This is a genomic window from Deinococcus phoenicis (genome assembly GCF_000599865.1).
GTDB lineage: Bacteria > Deinococcota > Deinococci > Deinococcales > Deinococcaceae > Deinococcus > Deinococcus phoenicis.
In genome coordinates this window covers 32,509-48,373 of the sequence record NZ_JHAC01000048.1, presented here as the reverse complement: position 1 = coordinate 48,373, position 15,865 = coordinate 32,509, and the positions used below count along the sequence as shown (strand labels likewise).

Annotated in this window: 13 protein-coding genes and 4 tRNA genes; 9 read left to right on the top strand and 8 right to left on the bottom strand. The window is 68.4% G+C overall.

Annotation, left to right across the window (positions count from 1 at the left end; translation table 11 throughout):
- Positions 1–186: 186 nt before the first annotated feature.
- The 4 genes from DEIPH_RS13910 to DEIPH_RS13895 form a co-directional block, all read right to left on the bottom strand.
- Positions 187–261 (bottom strand) — tRNA-Thr (locus tag DEIPH_RS13910).
- A gap of 9 nt (positions 262–270) precedes the next feature.
- Positions 271–343: transfer RNA gene (locus DEIPH_RS13905), tRNA-Gly, on the bottom strand.
- Between the two features lie 3 nt (positions 344–346).
- Positions 347–432: transfer RNA gene (locus DEIPH_RS13900), tRNA-Tyr, on the bottom strand.
- A 44-nt stretch (positions 433–476) separates the two neighbouring features.
- Positions 477–552, bottom strand: a tRNA-Thr gene (locus tag DEIPH_RS13895).
- A gap of 388 nt (positions 553–940) precedes the next feature.
- Between DEIPH_RS13895 and DEIPH_RS13890 the strand changes: the two genes are divergently transcribed.
- From DEIPH_RS13890 to DEIPH_RS13850, 9 genes are all read left to right on the top strand, one after another.
- On the top strand, positions 941–2,866 hold the full coding sequence (locus DEIPH_RS13890) for an ABC transporter ATP-binding protein (RefSeq protein ID WP_034359153.1): 1,926 nt from the start codon (positions 941–943) through the stop codon (positions 2,864–2,866).
- Positions 2,863–4,734, top strand: a complete 1,872-nt coding sequence (locus DEIPH_RS13885) for an ABC transporter ATP-binding protein (protein ID WP_034359151.1) — start codon at positions 2,863–2,865, stop codon at positions 4,732–4,734. Before DEIPH_RS13890 ends, DEIPH_RS13885 begins: the two co-directional genes overlap by 4 nt.
- A 227-nt stretch (positions 4,735–4,961) precedes the next feature.
- On the top strand, positions 4,962–5,309 hold the full coding sequence (locus tag DEIPH_RS13880) for a hypothetical protein (protein ID WP_235183254.1): 348 nt from the start codon (positions 4,962–4,964) through the stop codon (positions 5,307–5,309).
- A gap of 89 nt (positions 5,310–5,398) precedes the next feature.
- Positions 5,399–6,430, top strand: a complete 1,032-nt coding sequence (gene pstS / locus DEIPH_RS13875; protein ID WP_034359149.1) for a phosphate ABC transporter substrate-binding protein PstS — start codon at positions 5,399–5,401, stop codon at positions 6,428–6,430.
- A 213-nt stretch (positions 6,431–6,643) separates the two neighbouring features.
- Positions 6,644–7,648: a phosphate ABC transporter permease subunit PstC gene (gene pstC, locus DEIPH_RS13870; protein ID WP_034359148.1), complete on the top strand. Its 1,005-nt coding sequence runs from the start codon at positions 6,644–6,646 to the stop codon at positions 7,646–7,648.
- 10 nt (positions 7,649–7,658) lie between these two features.
- Positions 7,659–8,528 (top strand): phosphate ABC transporter permease PstA, encoded by an 870-nt coding sequence (pstA, locus tag DEIPH_RS13865; RefSeq protein WP_034359146.1) that lies wholly within the window; start codon positions 7,659–7,661, stop codon positions 8,526–8,528.
- An 83-nt stretch (positions 8,529–8,611) separates the two neighbouring features.
- Positions 8,612–9,370: a phosphate ABC transporter ATP-binding protein PstB gene (gene pstB / locus DEIPH_RS13860; RefSeq protein WP_034359144.1), complete on the top strand. Its 759-nt coding sequence runs from the start codon at positions 8,612–8,614 to the stop codon at positions 9,368–9,370.
- 129 nt (positions 9,371–9,499) lie between these two features.
- Positions 9,500–10,177, top strand: a complete 678-nt coding sequence (locus DEIPH_RS13855) for a phosphate signaling complex PhoU family protein (RefSeq protein ID WP_034359143.1) — start codon at positions 9,500–9,502, stop codon at positions 10,175–10,177.
- 10 nt (positions 10,178–10,187) lie between these two features.
- Positions 10,188–11,972, top strand: a complete 1,785-nt coding sequence (locus DEIPH_RS13850) for a M3 family oligoendopeptidase (RefSeq protein ID WP_034359142.1) — start codon at positions 10,188–10,190, stop codon at positions 11,970–11,972.
- A gap of 103 nt (positions 11,973–12,075) precedes the next feature.
- Here the strand turns inward: DEIPH_RS13850 and DEIPH_RS13845 are convergent, their stop codons facing one another.
- Genes DEIPH_RS13845 through DEIPH_RS20845 form a run of 4 tightly spaced genes read right to left on the bottom strand, consistent with a single transcriptional unit; the run spans position 12,076 to position 15,774 of the window.
- A complete protein-coding gene (locus DEIPH_RS13845; protein ID WP_034359140.1) occupies positions 12,076–12,492 on the bottom strand; it encodes an OsmC family protein in 417 nt (138 codons plus the stop codon).
- Positions 12,493–12,519: 27 nt separating this feature from the next.
- Positions 12,520–14,130, bottom strand: a complete 1,611-nt coding sequence (locus DEIPH_RS13840) for a S49 family peptidase (RefSeq protein WP_034359137.1) — start codon at positions 14,128–14,130, stop codon at positions 12,520–12,522.
- A 5-nt stretch (positions 14,131–14,135) separates the two neighbouring features.
- Positions 14,136–14,978, bottom strand: coding sequence for a group III truncated hemoglobin (locus DEIPH_RS13835; protein WP_034359135.1), 843 nt, complete (start codon positions 14,976–14,978; stop codon positions 14,136–14,138).
- Between the two features lie 55 nt (positions 14,979–15,033).
- Positions 15,034–15,774, bottom strand: a complete 741-nt coding sequence (locus DEIPH_RS20845) for a c-type cytochrome (protein ID WP_034359133.1) — start codon at positions 15,772–15,774, stop codon at positions 15,034–15,036.
- Positions 15,775–15,865: the final 91 nt, after the last annotated feature.

Here is a 15,865-nt window from a genome sequence, read left to right as displayed (position 1 = left end):
CCCCACGTTCACGTGGGGCTTCGTCCGCTCAAACGTTCCTTTTGCCATCGTAGTTCTCCTCCTTGAAAGTGCCCTGAGGTGAGGTGCCCCTGAGGGCTGACCTGAACAGCATACCGGTCAGAGCGTGACACAAGTGTCGGCTACATGTGAAAACACGGCCCGCACTGTGCGGGCCGCATTCTCTAATGGAGCTCTTGGTCAGGATTGAACTGACGACCTCTCCCTTACCAAGGGAGTGCTCTACCACTGAGCTACAAGAGCAGGTTAGAAAGCGGGAAACGAGACTCGAACTCGCGACATTCAGCTTGGGAAGCTGACGCTCTACCAACTGAGCTATTCCCGCGTGTGGTGGGCAGGGGCGGATTCGAACCGCCGTACACTTACGTGAACAGATTTACAGTCTGTCGCCTTTAACCACTCGGCCACCTACCCGGATTGTCTCGGCCCTGATTGTCAGCGACGTGTGGTGCGTCACTTGGAGCCACCCAGGAGAATCGAACTCCCAACCTTCCGATTACAAGTCGGGTGCTCTACCAGTTGAGCTAGGGTGGCACCTTCTCTGTGAGGCAGAAGGGTTGGAAAAATCCCGCCCCTGAGCGTGGAAGCGTCGCGCTCGCGCGCTGACTTCCGGCTGTGAATAGTAGCATCGGCCCCCCAGGGTGTCAACACGGCCTTCGGAGCCTGCGGCGCTCAGCCCACCCGCTTCTTTTTTGCGCCTCAGGCGCCGCGTTTTCGTTCCGGTATGCCGGGGGCGCGTTTTCCCCACGCGTGTCCAGGGACGGGTCACGCCTGGGGGGCCTGGCCAGGGGCTGGGGCACTCCGCCATTACGCGCATTTGCCTCTCGGCCAGGCGGCGTAGACTGGCCGAACTTCGGGCTGTCTGCCCTGGACTGTTCTTTTCTTCTTCTCCCGCCCCTCTCCCACCCGTGAGGTGACCCTCTTGGACAGTTTCCGGACCCTCTGGCCTTATCTGCGCCTGCACAGACGGCAGTATCTGATCGGTCTGATCGCCGTGGTGATCGCCAACAGCGTGAACCTGCTGCCGTACTACTTCATTCGCCTGACCATCGACGGGCTGACGCGCGCCACCGACGCGGACGGCACCACGCTGGGCGTCACGCTGGCCCAGGTGGGCCTGTACGCGCTGGGCATCGTGCTGGCGGCGGCGACAGCCGGTGGCCTGACGCTGGTGATGCGGCGCATGATCGTGATCGCCTCCCGGCAGACCGAGTACGAGATTCGCCGCGACATCTACATGAATCTCCAGACCCTCGACAAGAGCTACTACGACCGCTCGCGCACGGGCGACATCATGAACCGCCTGACGGGCGACCTGAGCGCGGTGCGGGAAATGCTGGGCTTCGGCGCGTGGCAGATCGTGAACATCGTGTCGGGCTTCGTGACGGCCTTTGCGGTGATGTTCGGCCTGAGCTGGCAACTGACGCTGATCGTGATTGCGGTTCTGCCTGTCATCGTGGGGCTGCTGTACTACCTGGCGCGGCTGATCAACCTGCGGCATACGCGGGTGCAGGAGCAGAACAGCCTGATCGCCGCGAAGGCGCAGGAGAACTTCAGCGGCGCGCGGGTGGTCAAGGGCTACGCCATCGAGAACCGCGAGATTCAGGACTACCGTGCGATGAATCTGGAGCTGCTGCGGCGCAATATCGCGCTGACCAAGGTGGACGGACCGTTGCGGGCCTTCATGAGCCTGCTGGTGGGGTTGACCTTCGGCCTGATTCTGCTGGTGGGCGGGCGCTTGATCCTGTTTCCGCAGGGCGGCGGCGGCTTCACGGTCGGCAAGTTCGTGCAGTTCGTGGGCACGCTCGACCGCCTGGCCTGGCCGATGCTGATGATCGGCTGGATTACAGGGGTCACGCAGCGCGGCCTGGCCTCCTGGCGGCGACTGCGGGAACTGCTGGATGCCCGGCCCCAGGTCCACGACGAACCCGGCCGCACCGACGCCTCCATTCGCACGCTGCGCGGGGAGGTGGGCTTCGAGGACGTGAGCCTGCGCTACGGCGACCGCACCGTGCTGGACCACGTGAACCTGGAGGTGCCCGCCGGGACGTTCCTGGGCATCACCGGGCCGACCGGGAGCGGCAAGACGCTGCTGGCGGCGCTGATTACCCGCAGCATGGACCCCACGGGCGGCGTGGTGCGGATCGACGGCCACGACGTGCGCCAGATTCCGCTGCGCGTGCTGCGCGAGAACGTCTCGGTGGTGCCGCAGGAACCCTTCCTGTTCGGGGACACGATTGCCAACAACATCGCCTTCGGGCTGGAGGGGCAGGACCTGCCCACCATTCCCACCGGCGTCAGTGTGGTGAACACGTCCGCGCCGCCCGAGGTGCCGCAGCAGCCCGATCTGGAGCGGGTCCGCGAGGCCGCGCGGCTGGCGGGCCTCGCGGACGACGTGGAAGGCTTTCCGAAAGGCTACGACACCATGCTGGGCGAGCGCGGCGTGACCCTGTCGGGCGGGCAGCGGCAGCGCACGGCCATCGCCCGCGCCATCGTGCGGAACCCGCACATCCTGATTCTGGACGACAGCCTCTCGGCGGTGGACACCGAAACCGAGCGCAAGATTCTCGACGGCCTGCGCGAGGTGGCCCGTGGCCGCACCGTGATCCTGATCGCGCACCGCGTCAGCACCCTGCGGCACGCCGACCAGATCGTGGTGCTGGAGGAGGGCCGCGTGATCGAGCAGGGCACCCACGACGACCTGCTCGCGGCGGGCGGCCACTACGCGGGCCTGGAACGCCTGCAACGCCTCGCCTCCGACCTCGACGCGGAGGACGAGGCCATTCGTGATCCGCAGGCCGCCGCCGACAACCTCGAAGACGTTCTGCCCCAGGAGGCCGTGAAGTGACCCCCCCCGATCCTCTCGACGCCGCCAAGAAGGGCTTCGACGCCCACCTCACGCGGCGCATCCTCGCCTACCTGAGGCCCTACAAGGGGCTGGCGGTCGCGGCGGTCGTGCTGGCGCTGCTGCTGGCGGTGCTGTCCCCGCTCCCCACCCTGATCCTGCGCCACGCCATCGACGCCTACCTCTCGCCCTTTGAGCGCAACCAGGGGCTGAATGCCGAGCTTCTCTACCGGGGGCTGACCCTCGCGGCGCTGGGGTACATGGGCCTGCGGGTGCTGGAGTTCGTGCTGAATTATCTGTCCACCCTCGCCATCGGGTATCTGGGTCAGAACGTGCTGCGCGACATCCGGGCGGACGTGTTCAGCAAGCTCCAGCGGCTGCACCTCGCGTTTTTCGACCAGAACCCGGTGGGCCGCCTGATCACCCGCGTGACCAGCGACGTGGACGCCATCAACCAGTTCATCACCGGCGGCCTGGTCAGCCTGATTACCAGCAGCCTGCTGATTCTGGTGTACGCCACCTTCATGCTGCGGCTGAACTGGAAGCTGGCCCTGATCAGTTTCACGGTGCTGCCGGTGCTGTTCGTGGCGACCAACTTCTTCCGCGCGCGGCTGCGCGACGCCTTCCGCGTGACCCGCGTGCAGCAGGCCATCGTGAATAGCCGCCTGAACGAGAACATCACCGGGATGCTGACCGTGCAGCTGTTCCGGCGCGAGGCCCGCACGGCTCTGGACTTCGACCACGCCAACCGGGCGCTGTTGGGCGCGAGCGTCAACTCCGTCAAGTGGTTCTCGCTGTTCATGCCGACCGTCGCCATCCTGGGCCAGACCGCCGTCGCCCTGGTGCTGTACTTCGCCGCCCGGCAGATTCTGGGGGCGGACGTGGTGGGCAGCGGTGTGGCGGGGGCCGTCACGGTCGGCACGCTGTTCGCCTTCGTGCAGTGGACGCAGCAACTCTTTCAGCCCATTCAGGACCTGGCGGATGTGTTCAACAACCTACAGGCTGCGATGGCGAGCAGCGAGCGCATCTTCGAGGTGCTGGACACCGAGGAAGAGATTCGGGACAGGCCGGATGCCAGACGGCTGGAGAACTTCGAGGGCCGCGTGGATTTCGAGCGCGTGTGGTTCGCCTACGACCAGACCGTAAAGGCCGACACGCCCGACAGCGACGACCGCTGGATTCTGCGCGGCATCAACCTGCACATCCAGCCTGGCGAGAGCGTGGCGCTGGTGGGCGCGACCGGTGCGGGCAAGACCAGCGTGACCGCCCTGGTCAGCCGCTTCTACGACGTGCAGCGCGGCGCGGTGAAGGTGGACGGGACCGACGTGCGCGACCTCGAGCAGCACGACCTCCGCAAGCATGTGGGTGTCGTCCTCCAGGACGTCTTCCTGTTCGCCGGGACCATCGAGAGCAACCTGACGCTGAACAACACCGACATTCCCCACGAGCGGGTGGTGGAGGCGTGCAAGTACGTGGGCGTCCACGACTACATCCTCTCGCTGCCGGACGGTTACCAGACCGAGGTGCGCGAGCGTGGCGCGACCCTCAGCACCGGACAGAAGCAACTGCTGGCCTTCGCCCGCGCGCTGATCCAGAACCCCGACATCCTGCTGGTGCTGGACGAGGCGACCGCCAACGTGGACACCGAAACCGAACTCCGCATCCAGCACGCGCTGGAAAAGGTGATGCGGGGCCGCACCTCCATCATCATCGCGCACCGCCTCAGCACCATCGAGCACTGCGACCGGATCGTGGTGATGCGGCGGGGCCGGATCGTGGAACAGGGCAGCCACCGCGAACTGCTGGACAGGGGCGGCTACTATGCGCGGCTGCACCGCCTCCAGTACGCGCAGGCGGAAGCGGCGGACTGATCCGGCGGCCGTCCGCACCGTTGGCCCACCGGGAAAGCGCCGGTGGGCCAGCTCCTTTGCCGGTGTCCTGGAACTGCGTGGGCGGTGAAATGGGAGGCGCGGCCCTGCTCGCCCGCCAGCCCCGGTGCGCGTCAGGATGTTGTCACACGGCCCCGGGTACCGTCAGGACAATGAAGACATATCAGAGGGCCTCCCTCACCGCAGGGCGTCTTTTGCTGCTCCTGGGCATGACGGCATGTGGCTGGGGTCAGGCGGCCAATCCGGCGCTGGACGGGATTCTCGCCGTGAACGAGGGGGCTTCCCCCTGCCTGGCCATCCGCGTGAGTGTGCTGGAAAACGGCAAGAAACTCCAGGACGTGAGCGTTCACCCGGACGGGCGGGTGCGTCCGCTGGGGCCGGGGCAACCGCCGCTCCACTTCCAGAAAGGCAAAACGTACACCTTGCAGGCCAGTTGCGTGAGCGGCGGCGACACGTTCCAGAACACCCAGTTCGGCTTCCAGGCGGAGGGGCGCACGCTGATGGTGGTCTTTACCAAGTCCGGGTTCGTCTTCCGGCGCGGCGGACTGGCCTACTGATTCCGCCACAATTCCGCCGCGTGCCGGGCTGACCGGGGGCTGACAGCCCAGTGACGCTGGCCTGACAGTCTGCCTCCACCCTGTCAGGCATGAAGAAAAGCTTCCTGCTGGGCCTGACCCTGATGACCGCTGTTGGCACCGCCGCTGCCCAGACCAACCTGACGGGCGCGGGCGCAAGCTTTCCCTTTCCGCTGTACTCCAAGATGTTCGCGGAGTACAAGAAGGCGACCGGCGTGGACGTGAACTATCAGGCGGTCGGCAGCGGCGCGGGCCAGAAGCAGATCACCGAGCGCACCGTGGACTTCGCGGGCAGCGACAACCCCATGAGCGATGAGGCGCTGAAGGCCGCCCCCGCGAAGTTGCTGCACCTCCCCACCGCCATCGGCGCGGTCGTGCCCGCCTACAACCTGCCCGGCGTCACCGTGCCCCTGAAGTTCACGGGCCGGGTGCTGGCCGACATCTACCTGGGCAAGATCACGACCTGGAACGACAAGGCCCTGGCGGCGCTGAATCCCGGCGTCACGCTTCCGCCCCTGCCCATCATGGTCGCGCGGCGCTCGGACGGCTCGGGCACCACGTATGTGTTCTCGGACTACCTCAGCAAGGTTTCCTCCGAATGGAAAAGCAGGGTCGGCGTGGGCAACAGCCTCCAGTGGCCCACCGGCACCGGGGCCAAGGGCAACGATGGCGTGGCGGGCATCGTGAAAAGCACGCCCGGCGCGCTGGGGTACGTCGAGCTGGTGTACGCCCGGCAGAACAGATTGCCCTTCGGCAGCGTGCAGAACCGGGCCGGGAAGTTCGTGCTGGCCGACAACGGCCCCGCCAGCGCCGCCGCGCAGGGCGTCGTGATTCCCGCCGACACCCGCGTCAGCCTGACCAACAGCGCGAACGCCGACGCCTATCCCATCACCAGCTTCACCTACGTGATCTTCTACCAGGACCAGAAGTACGGGAACCGCACCGAAGCGCAGGCGAAGGCCCTCAAGGCGCTGCTGGGCTGGATGACCACCACCGGCCAGGGCTACAACGAGGCGCTGGACTACGCGCGGTTGCCCGCCAATGTGGCGAGCAAGGCCAGGGGCATCCTCAACACCATGACCTACGGCGGCAAGAAGCTCTGATCGGGCGTCTCCAGCTAGGCGGCTCTCCGGAGTGGGGCCGCCCTGTTGGCTGGGGTGGCGGGGCCGGGAGCGGTGAAGCCCCGCACCCGCTTCCCGACGCTTCGGCTTCCGGCGTCAGCGGTCTTTCTCATTCCACGGCCCGGATCTCCTGACCTGCCCCTGACGCTTGCCCTGTGAACTGGAGTCACCTTGCCCCGGAGAGGTCATGAATCCATGAGCGAACCTGCCCACCGTCCAACCACCCGCGCCGCTCTCTCCAGCGGCAGTGACCGCGTCTTTCAAGTCCTGATTCTCGCGCTCGCCTCGGTGATCGTGCTGGTGTTCGTGCTGAGCGTGTACCAGCTGGGCCGCGAGGCGTGGCCCGCGCTGCACACCTTCGGCTGGCACTTTTTCACCGGGCGCACCTGGAACCCGGTCGAAGGCAAGTTCGGCGCGGCCAGCATGATCGCCGGGACGCTGGTGACCAGCCTGGCTGCGCTTGTCATCAGCGTGCCGCTGGCGGTGGCGAGCGCGCTGTTCGTGGCCGAATACGCGCCGAAGTGGCTGGCGAACCCGGTCGGGTACCTGATCGAGCTGCTGGCCGCCGTCCCCAGCGTGGTGTACGGCCTGTGGGCCTTGTTCGTGATCGCGCCCGTACTGGGCCGCTGGCAGACCGCTTACTTTCTGGACCCGGCGAACGTGCCGACCCTCACGCGCTGCAATCAGCTCTGGGCCGAGGGCCAGACCAGCCTCCAGTGCTTTTTCGTGCCGTCGGGGGCGGGAGGCCGGGGCTTGGCGCTGGCCGTCATCATCCTGACGGTGATGATCCTGCCGTATACGGCCAGCGTGGCGCGCGACGTGATCCGGCTGGTGCCCGCCGACCAACGCGAGGCGATGTACGCGCTGGGAGCGACGAAGTGGGAAGTGATTTCCCGGGCCATCTTGCCCTACGCCCGCGCCGGGATTCTGGGCGGCGTGATTCTGGCGCTGGGCCGCGCGCTGGGCGAGACGCTGGCGGTGGCGATGGTGATCGGGGACAGCCAGGAGATCCTGAAAAGCCTGTGGGGCAACGCCAGCACGGTGGCCTCCGTGATCGCCAACCAGTTCGGGGACGCGCAGGAGACGCTGCACCGCTCCAGCGTGGTCGCGCTGGGCCTGAGCCTTTTTGCCCTGAGCGTGATCGTGAACTTCGCGGCCCGCTTGATCATCGCGCGCCTGACGCCGAAGGGGCTTCAATGAGGAACAGCCGATGATGCGCGCTGCTGCCGTCACCTCTGCCCGGCCCGCGGCCCGACTCAGCCCGGTTCGGCGGGTCAAGAACCTGCTGATGGGCGCGCTGATCCTGCTCGCCACGCTGCTGGTCGTCGCGCCGCTGATCCTGATTTTCGTATACCTGCTGCGCGAGGGCCTGGGCGCACTGAACCTCGACTTCTTCACCCGGACGCCTGCCCCGGAAGGTGAGGCGGGTGGCGGCCTGCTGAACGCCATCGCCGGCAGCCTGGAGATGCTGGCGATGGCGAGCGTGATCGGCGTGCTGGTGGGCGTGGCGGGCGGCATCTTCCTGGCCGAGTACCCGCGTCACCCCCTGATGCCCACGGTCCGGATGCTCAGCGACGTGCTGGCCGGTATCCCCGCCATCGTGATGGGGCTGGTGGCCTACAGCTTGATCGTGCTGCGGTTCGGCTTCTCGGGACTGGCGGGCGCCCTCGCTCTGGGCTTCCTGATGATCCCCATCGTGGTCCGCACGACCGAGGAAGTGCTGAAGCTGGTGCCCCTGAGCGTGCGCGAAGCGGGGTTGAGCCTGGGGCTGCCGCAGTGGGTGGTGATCCTGAACATTGTGCTGCCTGCCGCCGCCGGGGGCATCGTGACCGGCGTGATGCTGGCGCTGGCGCGCGTGGCGGGTGAGGCCGCGCCGCTGCTGTTCACCGCCTTCGGCAACTCCAGCGTGAACCTCGACCCTACCCGGCCCATGAGCGCCCTGCCGCTGGAAATCTACCGGGGGGCCACCAGCGCCTACGACGAGAACCAGCGGCTGGCGAAGGCGGGCGCGCTGCTGCTGATCACCCTGATTTTTCTGACGAGCCTGCTGGCGCGGCGGGCCAGTCGCGTGAAACGGTGAGCTGTCAACCGGCCCCCGAACGCTTCAGCTCTTTTCCATGGCCCGCCGCTCACCGCCTCTCTCCCCAAGGAGCCTGACCCTCGATGACCCCCCTCCTCAGCACCAGTGACGTGAACATCTTTTACGGCGAGAAGCAGGCCGTGCGCGGCGTGAACCTGGAGGTGCAGCGTGGCAGCGTGAACGCGTTGATCGGCCCCTCGGGCTGCGGCAAAACCACCTTCCTGCGGGCCATCAACCGGATGCACGACCTGACGCCCGGCGCGCGCGTGACCGGCCAGATTCTGCTTGACGGCGAGGACGTGTACGGCCCCGACGTGGACCCGGTGACCATGCGCCGCCGCGTCGGTATGGTCTTCCAGAAGCCCAATCCCTTTCCCACCATGAGCGTTTTCGACAACGTGGTGAGCGGCCTCAAGCTCGCGGGGGTGCGCGACTCACGGCGGCTAATGGACGTCGCGGAACGCTCGCTGCGCGGGGCCGCCCTCTGGGAGGAGGTCAAAGACCGCCTCAGGATGCCCGCCACCGGCCTCTCCGGCGGGCAGCAGCAGCGCCTGTGCATCGCGCGCGCGCTGGCCGTGGAACCCGAAATCCTGCTGATGGACGAGCCGACGAGTGCGCTGGACCCCGCCAGCACCGCCCGGATCGAGGACCTGATGACCGACCTGAAAAAGGTCACGACCATCATCATCGTGACGCACAACATGCACCAGGCCGCGCGGGTCAGCGACACGACCTCCTTTTTCCTGAACGGTGATCTGGTGGAACACGGCGTCACCGACCAGCTCTTTACCAGCCCGCGCGACGGGCGGACCGAGGCGTATGTGACGGGGCGTTTCGGGTAAAGGGGGCCGGGGTGGCAGGCTTCTGGACCCTGGCCGTACGGCCGGGCCGGGTGTCCCTGACGCCGGCCTCACCAACCGCTACGATACTGCGCGCATGAACAGGGGCGGCATGAACGGGGGAACGCGCTGATGGACGGTCAGGCCAGCATGCGGCATCTGACGGTGCGCTTCCTGCGGATGCTGAGCCTGACGCTGGAGGAACTCGCCGCCGTGCGCGACGCTTCCGGGCGTGCGGAGTACGCCGGGCTGGCGGCCCGTGCTGAGGCCCTGGAACGCGAAACCGACGCCCTGGAACGCGAGATCGAGGACGCCTGCCTGGCCGCCTTCGCCGGGCCGCTCTCGCCGGAGGAACTCGCCTTCCACCTGCTGGTCTTTCGCAGCCTGACCAACCTGGAGCGGGTGGGCGATTACGCCTTCGGCGTGGCGCGTGATCTGGAGCGGCTCGCCCCGCGCACCCGCAGCGCCACCCTGCAAGACGTGCTGCCCCTGGTGGACCTGCTGATGGAGATGCTGGAAAAGCTGGCCTACGCCTTTGCGGAACGTGACGTGGCCGCTGCCCGTGAGGTGATGCGCCTGGACGCGGAGGAGGTGGACGCCCTCTATGAGCAGATGCTCCGCGCCAGCCTGACCCGCCTCCACGAGCGCCCCGACGACGCCGAGATAGCCCTGACCGCCCACCGCATGGCCCGCAGCCTGGAACGCCTGGGCGACCATCTGGTGAACGTGGCCGAGCGGCTGGAGGCCCTGGAACGGGCGGCTGAAGTAGGCCATCTGGCCGAGGGCCAGCCGCTCCGGGGCCGGGGCTAGACTGCCTTTCATGACCACAACCGAACTCAGGGAACTTCCGCGCTGGCGCACCGACGACCTGTATGCCGGGCTGGACGATTCGCGTCTGACCGCCGACCTCGCCGCGCTGCGCGAGGAGGTGGTGGCGCTGGAGGTCGCCTTCGACGAGGTCGGTGTCCGCAAGGGTGGCCGCGCCGCCACCCCCGAAGCCCTCGCCCGCGTGTTGGGCGGCCTGAATGCTCTTGCCACGCGCCTCACCTCGCTGCGCGGCTTCATCTCCTCCTTCGTCTCCACCGACAGCCGCAACGCGCTGGCCCAGCAGCGCATGGGCGACCTCACCACGCTGACGCTGCCGCTGGGGCCGCTGCGCTCGCGCCTGACGGCGTGGCTGGGCGGGCAGGACGTGGAGGCGCTTCTCGCGGCTTCCGAGGTGGCCCGCGACCACGAGCACCTGATTCGCCGCAGCGTCCAGGCCGCGCAGCACCAGATGACGCCGCAGGAGGAGGACCTGGCCGCCCGCCTGCGTCCCAGCGGGGCCGGGGGCTGGGCCAAGTTGCACGGCAACGTCTCTAGCCAGCTGACCGGCGAGTACCGGGGCGAGCGCCTGCCCGTCACCGCCCTGCGCGCCCTCGCCACCGATCCCGACGGGAACGTGCGCCGAGACGCCTTCGAGGCCGAACTGAAGGTTTGGCAGGACGCCGAGGTGGTGCTGGCCGCCGCGCTGAACGGCGTGAAGGGCGAGGAAGGGACGTTGAGCATCCGCCGGGGCTTCCCCGACGCGGTGGCCCCCAGCCTGCTGACACACGGCATCGACCGCGAGACGCTGGACGCGATGCACGGCGCAGTGGAACGCAGCCTGCCCGACTTCCGCCGCTACTTCGCGGCCAAGGCCCGCGCGCTGGGCAAGGAGAGGCTGGACTGGTGGGACCTCTTCGCGCCCGTGGGCCGCAGTGAGACGGAATGGACGTATGAGGCCGGGACGCGCTTCGTGGAGGAGCAGTTTCGCGCCTACTCGGACAGACTCGGGGATTACGCTGCCCGCGCCTTCCGCGAGGACTGGATCGACGCCGGGCCGCGCGACGGCAAACGCGGCGGGGCCTTCTGCATGGGCTGGGCCGGGGACGAGAGCCGCATCCTGATGAACCACGACCCCAGCCTCGACAGCGTGTCTACCCTCGCGCACGAGCTGGGGCACGGCTACCACAATCTCCTCAAGGCCCCCCGCACGCCCCTGCAACGCGAGACGCCGATGACCCTGGCCGAGACGGCCTCCATCTTTTGCGAGACGATCATCCAGAACGCGGCGCTGGAACGCTCGGAAGGCGACGAGCGGCTGTACGTGCTGGAAACGCAATTGCTGGGGCACGCGCAGGTCGTGGTGGACATCCACTCGCGCTTCCTGTTCGAGCGGGCGGTGTTCGAGAAGCGGGCCGAACGCGACCTCACGCCGCAGGAGTTGAACGACCTGATGACCTGGGCGCAGCGCGAAACCTACGGCGACGCCCTCGCCACCACCCACCCCTATATGTGGGCCGTCAAGCCGCACTACTACAGCCTGGGCTTTTACAACTACCCCTACACCTTCGGCCTGCTGTTCGGCCTGGGCCTCTACGCCCAGTACCGGCAGGCGAAAGCGGAGGGCAAGGAAGCCGACTTCCAGAGCCGCTACGACGACCTCCTGTCCAGCACCGGCCTCGCCGACGCCCGCACCCTCGCCGCCCGCTTCGGCATCGACCTGCACGCGCCCGACTTCTGGGAGGGGAGCCTGAACGTGATCCGGGGACAGATCGCGGCGTATGAGGCGGCGGTGAGCTGAGGGCTGGAATGCAGGACATGGAGGGCGGCTTGAAGCGGACCCGGTGGTGATGCGAGGCGGGGGAAGACTTAATGGCCCCCTCTCCCCGCACCCTGCCTGTGTCCTAAATGCCCACGACTTCAATGCGGCCCAGTGTGACGGCGGTTCCGGCCCTGAGCGTGTTCTGAATCTCGGCCACCCGGTCGGTGTGGCGGAGCAATTCCTGAACCTCGGCTTCGCTCCCCTGCGCCGCGACTCTGACGCGGTAGGTCACGTTCCTGGCCGGTTCGCCCTCGGCGCCGAACTCGCCTTCGACCTCGACTTCGACCCGTTCGACGTTCAGGCCGCGTTTTGCCGCCTCGCGGTAGACATCGTTGCAATAGCAGGTCGCCAGGGCCAGGAAGAGCAACTCTCCACCGTTGACACTGGAGCCGAACCCGGTGGATCTGGGAGGAATGCTGAGGTCCTGAACGTTACCGCCCGTCCGCAGCGTGACCTGATGGCGGCCTGCACTGTTCTCCACACGGGCACTGATGTTCATTCCACACCTCGAAAGCGGCGGCGGACGTTACCGCACCTTCACTTCCTGATCCAGCCACGTCAGCACCCGCTCGCGCCCGAACGGCCACACCGTCACCTGGGCGGCGCGGGCCGCCTCCTGCACGAATTCGGGGAGGGGACCGGTTTTGGCCGGGGCAGCGTTCCAGGTGGGCGCGTCGTAGGGGAGGCCCGCGAGTTCGCAGGCGCGCTCGATGCCCGCGCGCAGGTCGCCCAGTTCGTCCACCAGGCCCAGCTCCAGGGCGTCCAGCCCGCTCCAGATGCGGCCCCGCCCGATCTCGTTCACGCGCTCTGTGGTCAGCTTGCGCCCTTCGGCCACGCGGGACACGAAGCGGTCGTACACCTCCGAGATGCCCTTTTCGACGTGGGCGCGCTCGTCGTCACTGAAGGGGCGGGCGGCGCTGTACATCAGGGCGCGTTCATTCCCCACCGGTTCGGGATTCAGGCCGTGCCGCGCGTTGAACTCCTGCAAGACGGGCTTGCCGCTCACCACGCCGATGCTGCCCGTCAGGGTGTAGGGGCTGGCGACGACATGTTTGGCGTGCGTGAGGACGTAATACCCCCCGCTGGCCGCGTACTCGCCCATCACGGCCACGACCGGTTTCTCGGAGGTGGCGACCTCGCGCCAGATCAGGTCGGAGGCCAGGGCCGAGCCGCCGCCGCTGTTCACATACAGCACGATGGCCTTGGTCTTGTCGTCCTTTTTCGCGTGTTTGAGGGCCGCCACCACCGTGTCCGATCCGGCCTGCGGACCGCCCAGCAGCGGGAGGGGGAGGGGATTGTTCTTGCTCTTGCCGGGTACGATGGTCCCGACCAGGGACACGACCGCCACCCGCCCGGCTTTCGCATTGCCCCGCCGGGGCATCAGCAGGTCGATCACCGCCGCGAGGGGGCGGGTGCCGGGGCCGACGAGTTCGTCCTCGTAGGCGACCTTGGTGATGAGGCCCGCTGCCTGGGCCGCGTGGGCGCTGGTCAGGTCGCCCGACAGCCAGGCGCGGGCCACGTCCTCGCTCACGCCGCGCGCCGCCGCGAGGTCGAGCGCCCACGCGGTTTCCAGCCCCGTCAGGTACGCCGTGAGCTGCTCGCGGTTCGCCTCGTCCATGTGGTCCTGCGAGAACCGCGTCAGCGCCGCCTTGTACTCCCGGATGCGCAGGTTCTCGAACTCGATGCCGTGCTTTTTCAGGAAAGCGCCCAGGTAGGTGGGCTGGGTGGCGAAGCCGGGCACCAGCACGTCCGCCGACTCGGGCGCGGTGATCTCCTGCGCGCCGCTCGCCGCCAGCAGGGCCGTCATGGTGAGCTGCGGCAGGTGGGCCACCACCCGCTTGTCCTTCGCCAGCCGGGCGAGCATCTGGCGGACCGCGTGGGCCGCCGCGGGCGAGGCGGTGAACTCGGAGATCCGCACCAGCACGCCGTGCAGCCAGTCGGCACCGCGCAGCTTCTCGATGCGGGCTTCCAGGGCCTCCAGCGTGTCCTCCCGGTTCAGCAGCGCCTGGAGGGGGTTGCCCGGCTGCCGCTCGGGGTAGGGGCCGGTCACGTCCAGAATCACCCAGGTGGGGCGGGCCACGCCGTCGGGGAGCTTGTCTTCGTCTTTGCCGAGAAACGGGATGTGGAAGGGAGCCATACGCTCTACGGTACGCGCCGGACGTGAGGACGGTTCCCCTGTGCACGCTGGCCCAGCCGCGCGCCCATCGCTTCGGCGCGGCTGATCAGCAGGGCGGCCGCCCCCGCAGGAAAGTGCGCGCTGGCCGCTGCCCCGAACAGCGCCAGCCAGCGGGTGAGGTGCGCCCCCCGAATCCCCAGACCGGCATGGACCCCGTTCAGGTTCCCGCGCCAGACCGCGCCACCGCCCAGCATCGTCACCCAGAACGCCGTCACGTGGTCCAGGTTCGCCTCCCAGTCGGCCACATGGGCCTCGAAGACCGGCCCCAGCAGCTCGTCGGCCCGTGCCCGCGCATAAAAGTCGGCCAGCATGGGCCGCAATGCCGCCTCGCCGCCCAGGGCCTCCAGCGGTGTTCCCGGCCTCCGTGGCGCGGCAGGCGTGAGACTGGTCAGAAACTCTTCCCGCAGGCTGCCGGGCAGGGCCACACCGGCCCAGGCCGTTATGCGCTCCGCCCGCCACAGCAGCGGCAGTGCCCCGCGCCAGAGTTCGACCACCGCGCCGCGCGGGGCCTCGGTCCATTCCGCCGCCCCGTCTGTCCCGTCTCCCGGCCAGACCCGTGCGCCCAGCACCCGCCCCGCCAGCGCCGCGCCCGTGCCCCAGGCCAGGACCGGCACACCCCGCCGGACCGCGTCCGACAGCAGCGACAGCCGTGCCCAGCGGTCAGGCCGGTCCCGCATGTCCGCGACCGGCCCGCCGTCGTGGGGCACGAGCAGGCCCGCCGCTTCCGGCAGGCGGCCCGGCGTGGCCTCCAGCACCCCCTGCCCGAAGCCGGGCAGGGGAGAGGTGGTCAGCAGCGGGCCTGGGGTCACGGGGCAAGGATAAGGCCCGCCGGGCGGGGGCGGGCCTGCGGGACCAGCGCCGGGATCAGAGGCTTTTCAGATAGGCGTACATGTTGTTCAGGTCCGCGTCGCTGACCTGATCCTTGGTAAAGCGGGGCATGACGGGCGAGAGTTCGCGGTCGGGCGCGTGGCCGTTGTGGACGGCGTTCCCGAACTGTTCGAGCGTCCAGCTCTTGGGGCCGTTGGCCGCCACCAGGCTGGGGCCGATCCCGCCCTCGGCGTTCGCGCCGTGGCACCCCGCGCAGGACGAGGCGAACTTGGTCTGGCCCTCGCCGGTGTTGCCGCTGGTCGCGTTGGCGACGGCCGCCGCCTGAGTGTCGTTGACTTCCGGGTTTCCCGCCGTGGCCTTTTCGGTGTTCGACGTCCCCGTCTGGCCGACCTGGGTGCCCTCGCTGCCCTCGGCGGTGGGGGAAGGGGTGGTCTGGCCGCCCGTTTCGCCTCCCGCCGCGCCGGCCGTGCCCGCGTCGGCTCCGGCCTTGCCCTGCTCCGCCCCGGTGGGGGCCACGACGGCGCCGTTCTGTCCGGCGTTGGTGCCGCCCGTCTGCTCCGGCGTCGTGTCGCCCTGCGCGCCCGGCGCACCGGCAGCCCCGGTGGAGGCGCTCTGGGCCGACGGTACGCCCTCGCTCTGGTTGACGCCCCCGGTGGTGGTCGGCTTGGCCCCGCTCTCGGCGTGTTCCGGGGTCGTCGCGATGCGGTACCCGGCGTAGGAACCGCCCAGCGCGAGCGCCAGCAGCAGCGTCGTGGTGACGACGAACGTGTTCTTCATACCCCTCACCCTACCATACGGTCAGGGGACGTCTGGCCGTGCCCAGCACGCTCTGGAACACCTGCCCGGGCCACCCGTCCAGGCCGCCTCC